A 6,445-nucleotide genomic window follows, 5' to 3' on the forward strand; every position below is an offset into this window, starting at 1 on the left:
GCCCGTTCGCGGCATCCGTTCAAACGCGAAACCGCAGGCTTCCCACCAGCACGTCGTCGGCGATGTCGGGCAGGCGACGGCCGGTGGCGAAGGCGTGGGCCCGCAGCCGCGCGTACGCCTGCGCCGGATCGCCGCCGAGCTGGCCCGCGACCACGGCGACGGACCGGGTGACCCGACCCCACCGCTCGGCCAGCGGCCCGGACAGCACGTCGTTCTCGCCGTCCACCAACAGCTCCAACGCGCTCTCGGCGAACAGCTCGGCGTCATCGACCTGCGCCACGGTCAGCGCCCCCGGTTTCCGCTGGCACAGCTCGAGAACGCCGACGGTGACCCCGCCGGCCTCGATCGGGAACGCGAACAACGCCGCCGCCCCGGCCTCGACCAGGGCCGGCCCGAGCATCGGCCAGCGCCGGTCGGTGGCCACCCTCGGGACCAGCACGGGGTCGTTGCGCTCCATCGCCTCGACCATCGGCCCGCAGCCGTGCACGATCTCGGCCTCCAGGACCCGTTCGGCGACGTCGTCGGTGGCGTGCACCGGCTCGGCCGCGCCGAGGTCGCCGATCACGCACAGGCTGACGCCGTCCACGCCCAGCACCGCCGCGCAGGCCCAGCACACGTGCCGCAGCGCGACCGCGTCACCACCGGCCGCCGCGGCGATCTCCGCGGCGATCCGGTCGCACGGCTCGCCCTCCTGCACACGATCATTGTCATCCGCAATGGTTACCCAGAGCAATGCTCAACCACGATCCGCGCGAATGCCACCGGATCGAGGTAAGGGAACGCGTGCGGTAGCCCGGGCAGGGTCACCAGCTCCCCACCCAGTTCGGACGACCATCCCGTGGTGCACAACGGATCGCGCCCGCCGCGCACCACCGTCAGCGGCGCCGTGACCTCGGCCAGCAGATCCTCCAACGGGTGACGCAGCATCGACCGCAGCAGCGTGAAGATCCGCCGCGGCCCGGCCCTGCCCCACTCCGGGAACTCCTGCCACGCGAGCGATGCCGGTTCTCGGGCGCCATCGATCAGCCACCGCGCCATCACTCGCGGCACGGTCCGACAGGCCGGATCGACCGTCGGGCCGCCCGGCACCAAGCGCGCCACCGCCACCTTGCCGGCGACGGCCGCGGCGACCTGCGTCCCCGAGGAATGCCCCACCAGCACCACCTCCCGGTCTCCTACGCACTCGGCCACCAGGGCGGCGTACTCGGGAATGCCTACCGGCGGCCCGCTTGTCGGCAACCGAACAAGATCGCAGCGGACGCCCGTCTCCTCGATGCGGCGCACGGTCGGCTCCAGGTACCGCGAGACGGCCAGGCCCGGCACCATGACGACGTCAGGTGGCACGCGCGTGGCCGAGCTGGTCGAGAATCCGCCGCACGCCGATCCGCAACTGCCGTTCGCCCGGCGGGATCGCCGAGGAATACGTGGCCAGGGCGGCGAAATCGGCCGGGTAGCGGTCGACGTCGGTGGCCGGCAGCCGCACGACGCCGCTGCATTCGCGTAGCCGCAGCCAATCCTCGGGCGCGGCGAGGCCGGCGGAGCGGACGCCGTGCGGGAACATCAGCACATCGACATTGGGGTAGCGGCGTTCCCGCAGGTAGGAGCGGACGGCGTGCAAGGCGTCCCGGACCGGGAAAGCCGTCCAGAACGGGACGAGGCCGGCCTGGTTGACACCGACCGGGTCCAGCATCACGAACGACTCCACCAGCAGCCGGTCGGCCGGGCGGTCGGCGGCCAGCAGCCAGTCCCGGTGCATGTCGGCGACGGTGGCCGACAGGCCGTGCGGCTCGTCGAAGGTGATGCGGTGCACGGGATGCCCGTGCGCGGCGGCCCAGCGCTCGATGTCCGCGCCCAGCGACGGCTCGAAGCCCCACTCCGCCTCCGGCGCGTGGTCGTCGGCCGCCGGCGACTCGAAGGCCCGCAGCGGGGATCCCTGCGCGGCCAGGAATTCGGCCACCCGCGGGCTGCCGCCCAGATACTCGTCGGGGCTCAGGCCGCCGTAGGCGCCGGTCTGGAACACGTGCCGGTCGCCGATCCTGGTCACCGGCCACGACAACCCGCAGTCCACCAGAATGATCGGCGCGCCGGGCATCAGCCGTGTGGCCAGGAACTCCGCGTACGCCCGGGGCAGCCGCAGCCACTTGAGCCGGAAGTACGTCATGAGGTCGATCATCAACCGGTCCTGGTTGCCGTCGTGCATGTGGTGCAGCGTGACGTCGGGATTGTTGGCCAGTAAGGGTTCGGCCACCGACGCGCCGAAGTCCGCGGCCCGGGCCGGCCGGTCCGCGTCGTTGCCCGGCCACCGCACCGGCACCAGCATCGTCTGCGGCAGCCAGGGAATCCCGCCGACGGCGCACAGGTGAGCCATCGCCCCGTTGCTGGAGCCGATGACCACGCCCGGGTACTGCGGCGGCAGATCCTCGTAGTGGCCGGTCATCCACGCCGCCACCCGCTGCATGTCGATGGACGCCAGCATCGCCGGCGTCACTCCCTCGGCCGCGCCGGAGATCCGGTACAGCTGGGTGCGCAGCGCCTCGGGCAGGAGGTTGGACAGGCGCAGCGGCACCGACATCAGCCGGCTCTGGCCCAGCACCTCGAACCGCTTGCCGCGCAACGCCGACGCCACCGCCCGCAGCATCGCGGTGGCGGAGTCGAACCCCGCCACCGCCCGTGCCGGCGCGACCGTGGACACGACGGCCGTCCTCAGGCGCTCTGCAGCGCCAGCGGGTCGCTGGGCGCGTCCGCCTTGGCCTGGGCCATCCGCGCGCCCAGCTCCTGCAACTGCTTGCGCCCCATCGCCTTGCGCACCTCGGGGAACCACTCCTGTTCCTCTTCCTCGACGTGGTGACGGACGTTCTCGATGAGCACCGTCACCTTGGCGTCGAAGTTCTCCGCCTGCGGCTCCAGCTTGGTCAGCTCCGACAGCATCCACATCACGACGTGGTGCTCCTCCACGCTTTCCAGCACGTGGTCCTCGGTCTCCGGCACCGCGCGCCGCGCCTCCGGGTAGAAGATCGTCTCTTCGATGTAGGCGTGCGTGGTCAGCTCCTTGACGATGGAGTCGACCAGCTTCCGCTTGGCGACGAACGCTTTCTCGCCGGCTTGCTCGTACTTCTTGAACAGCTGCTCGACCGTCTTGTGGTCGTCCTTGAGCAGCACGATGGCGTCGGTCGACACGGCTTTCTCCTCACGGAACGGAACAGAACCAGACGCTGGGGATTACCCAGGGTCGCCGTCGGCAAAACTGGGCCGTCCACTGTGCCGCGCCCCGTATGCGTTGCCGGTCGGGCGTGGCTGCCTCAAGCTTGAGGGCATGCACGCGAAGGGGGCAGGTCGGTGAGCGAGGTTTTCCCTGGTGCCAGCGAGATGGCCGCACGGATGCGGGCGTTCGACTGGTCGACCTCCGCGCTCGGCTCGCCCGAGGGCTGGCCGGAGGGGATGCGCGCGGCGGTGCGCATCTGCCTGACGTCACGGTTCCCGATGATCCTGTGGTGGGGCTCGGAGCTGCGCTTCCTCTACAACGACGCGTATCTGCCGCTGCTCGGCTCGAAGCACCCGGCGCTGGACAAGCCGGGGGCGGAGGTCTGGCCGGAGATCTGGCACATCATCGGCCCGATGCTGGAGGGCGTGCTCACGACCAGGGAAGCGACCTGGTCGGACGACCTGCTGCTGCCGATGAACCGGCACGGGTACTGGGAAGAGACGTACTGGACGTACTCCTACAGCCCGCTGCTGGACGACACGGGCGCGGTGGCCGGGGTGTTCACGGCCGTGACGGACACGACCGATCGGGTGGTGGGCGCGCGCCGAATGGCGGCATTGCAGGATCTCGGCGCGCAGGCCGGCGCCCCGAGCGCGGACGAGGCGTGCCGGCGCATCGCCGACTGGGCCGACCGCCACGGCCAGGACGTCCCCTACGTGTGGGTGCACCTGGACGGCGCCGACGACGACCGCTGGCCGCTGGCCGACGTGATGCGGGACGGTGAGCCGGTGGTCGTGGCCGCCGTGAGCGGGCTGCCGAGCGGCGGCTGGGCGACGCCGCCGACCGAAGCCATGGTGCTGCCGCTGCGCAGCGACGCCGGGGACCGGCCGCTGGGCGCGGTGGTGCTGGCGGCCAGCGCCGGCCGCGCGCTGGACGAGGACTACCAGGCGTTCCTGCGTCTGGTCGCCGACCAGATCGCGGCACTGGTCAACGGCGCGCTGGCCTACCAGGCGCAGCTGGTCAGGGCCGAGGAGCTGGCCGCCCTGGACCGCAGCAAGACGGTGTTCTTCTCCAACATCAGCCACGAGTTCCGCACGCCGCTCACGCTGATCACCGGTCCGCTGAGGGAGCTGCGGGAGCAGGCGCCGCCGGAGGTCGACGAGCAGCTGTCGATGATCGAGCGCAACGCCATGCGCCTGGGCAAGCTGGTCAACGCCCTGCTGGACTTCTCCCGCATCGAGGCCGGCCGCGTGCAGGCCCACTACGAGCCGGTCGACCTGGCCGTGCTGACCACGGAGCTGGCCAGCGTGTTCCGGGCGGCGATGGAGAAGGCCGGCCTCGCGCTGGAGGTGGACTGCCCGCCGCTGGGCCGGCCGGTCAGCGTGGACCGGGACATGTGGGAGAAGGTGGTGCTCAACCTGCTGAGCAACGCCTTCAAGTTCACCCTGGACGGCTCCGTCACGGTCACGCTGCGGCCGGACGGCGACCACGCGGTGCTGTGCGTGCGGGACACCGGCGTGGGCATTCCGGAGCGGGAGATGCCCCGCCTGTTCGAGCGTTTCCACCGCATCGAGCAGCCCCGCGCACGCTCCACCGAAGGCAGCGGCATCGGGCTCGCGCTGGTCCGGGAGCTCGCCCAGCTGCACGGTGGCGACGTCACCGCCGAGAGCGTGGACGGCGAGGGAACCTGTTTCACCGTGCGGATTCCGTTCGGCGAGGGCCGGGCGATCACCGCCACCACGAACTCCACGGCGGTGTCGACGCCGTACGTGGAGGAGGCGCTGCGCTGGCTGCCGCCGGACGTGCCCTCGGGCGGGCCGTTCGACCGCGGCCCCGGCCACGTTCTGGTCGCCGACGACAACGCCGACATGCGCGACTATCTGGCCCGCCTGCTGGGCGAGCGGCACACGGTGCGCACGGTCGGCGACGGCGCGAAGGCCCTCGACCTGATCCGCTCCGAACCGCCGGACCTGGTGATCAGCGACGTGATGATGCCCGGCCTCGACGGCATCAGCCTGGTCCGGGAGCTGCGCTCCGACCCGCGCACGGCCCGCCTGCCGGTGCTGCTGCTGTCCGCGCGGGCCGGGCAGGAGGCCGCCTCCGAGGGGCTGAGAGCCGGGGCCGACGACTACCTGGTGAAGCCGTTCGCCGCCGGCGAACTGCTGGCCCGCGTGAGCACGCACGTCCGGCTGGGCCGGGTCCGCCGGCAGGGCGAGGAGCGGTTCCGCACCATGGCCGACGTGGCGCCGGCGCTGATCTGGGCGTCGGACCGCACCGGCAGGCGGGTGCTGGCCAACCGCGGCTGGTCGGAGTTCACCGGCTTGGAAGGCCTCGGCGACGAGTGGCGCGAGGCGCTGCACCCCGACGACCGCGACGCCTATCTGGCCACCTTCGAGCAGGCGACCCGGGACGGCGAGCCGTTCGACACCGAGTACCGGCTGCGCCGGGCCGACGGGGCGTACCACTGGGTGCTGGAGCACGCGGTGCCGATCGGCCACGGCGCCGAGTTCGGCGGGCACGTCGCGAGCTGCGTGGACGTCAACGAGCGCTACCAGGAGAGCGAGCGGCAGCGGCTGCTGGCCCAGGTCGGCACGGCCCTGGACACCGCGACCGGCGTGCGGCAGCGGCTGGACCGGCTCATCGGGGTACTGATCGACAGCCAGCTCGCGGACGGCTGCGCGGTCACCCGGGTCACCGACGCCGGCGTGCCGGTGACCATGGCCCACGCCGGCGTCGCCGTCACACCAGTCGCCGTGGAAGAGCCGACCCTGATCAGCCCCACGCAGATGGCGTTGCCGCTGCGGGCCCGCGGCGACGTGCTGGCCGTGCTGACCATGAACGGCGCCGAGTACTGCGAGCGGGATCTGGCGCTGGCGACGCAGATCGCCGACCGCGCCGGCATCGCGCTGGACAACGCCCTGCTGCTGGCCGAGGAGCAGGCCACCGCCCGCCGGCTGACGCTGTTGCAGCAGGCCACCGCCGACTTCTCCGCCGCGACCTCGCCGCAGCGCGTCGCCGAGACCGTGGCCACACACGGCCGGCGGCTGTTCCTGGACCACGAGTTCGCCGTCTTCGAACAACGTGACCCGCACCGGCTGGAGGCGCTGGTCGTGCCCGGCCAGCAGCACGGCCTCGACCGGCTGGACCTGCGGGAGCACTCCCCCATCGCCGACGCCGTGGGCGGCCTGATGCCGCTGTGGCTGGACCGGGTCGACGACTGGTACGACGAGTACCCGGACTTCG

5 protein-coding genes are annotated in these 6,445 nt (G+C 72.1%); 1 reads left to right on the forward strand and 4 read right to left on the reverse strand.

Annotated elements, in window-relative coordinates; all coding sequences use genetic code 11:
- Nucleotides 1-19: 19 nt before the first annotated feature.
- Genes KUTG_RS05180 through KUTG_RS05195 form a run of 4 tightly spaced genes read right to left on the reverse strand, consistent with a single transcriptional unit; the run spans nt 20 to nt 3,177 of the window.
- Nucleotides 20-697, reverse strand: coding sequence for a GAF and ANTAR domain-containing protein (locus tag KUTG_RS05180; protein ID WP_043715300.1), 678 nt, complete (start codon nt 695-697; stop codon nt 20-22).
- Between the two features lie 23 nt (nt 698-720).
- Entirely contained in the window at nt 721-1,344 is a 624-nt protein-coding gene (locus tag KUTG_RS52940) for an alpha/beta fold hydrolase (protein ID WP_157494342.1), read from the reverse strand.
- The gene (locus KUTG_RS05190; protein ID WP_052393999.1) at nt 1,334-2,692 is read right to left on the reverse strand and encodes a hypothetical protein; all 1,359 of its coding nucleotides are present in this window, start codon (nt 2,690-2,692) and stop codon (nt 1,334-1,336) included. The genes KUTG_RS52940 and KUTG_RS05190 overlap by 11 nt, the downstream gene beginning before the upstream one ends.
- A gap of 11 nt (nt 2,693-2,703) precedes the next feature.
- Nucleotides 2,704-3,177: a hemerythrin domain-containing protein gene (locus KUTG_RS05195; RefSeq protein ID WP_043715302.1), complete on the reverse strand. Its 474-nt coding sequence runs from the start codon at nt 3,175-3,177 to the stop codon at nt 2,704-2,706.
- Between the two features lie 159 nt (nt 3,178-3,336).
- Between KUTG_RS05195 and KUTG_RS05200 the strand changes: the two genes are divergently transcribed.
- A partial coding sequence (locus KUTG_RS05200) for an ATP-binding protein (RefSeq protein WP_157494343.1) occupies nt 3,337-6,445 on the forward strand: 3,109 nt, incomplete at its 3' end.

The organism is Kutzneria sp. 744, from assembly GCF_000568255.1.
Taxonomy (GTDB): domain Bacteria; phylum Actinomycetota; class Actinomycetes; order Mycobacteriales; family Pseudonocardiaceae; genus Kutzneria.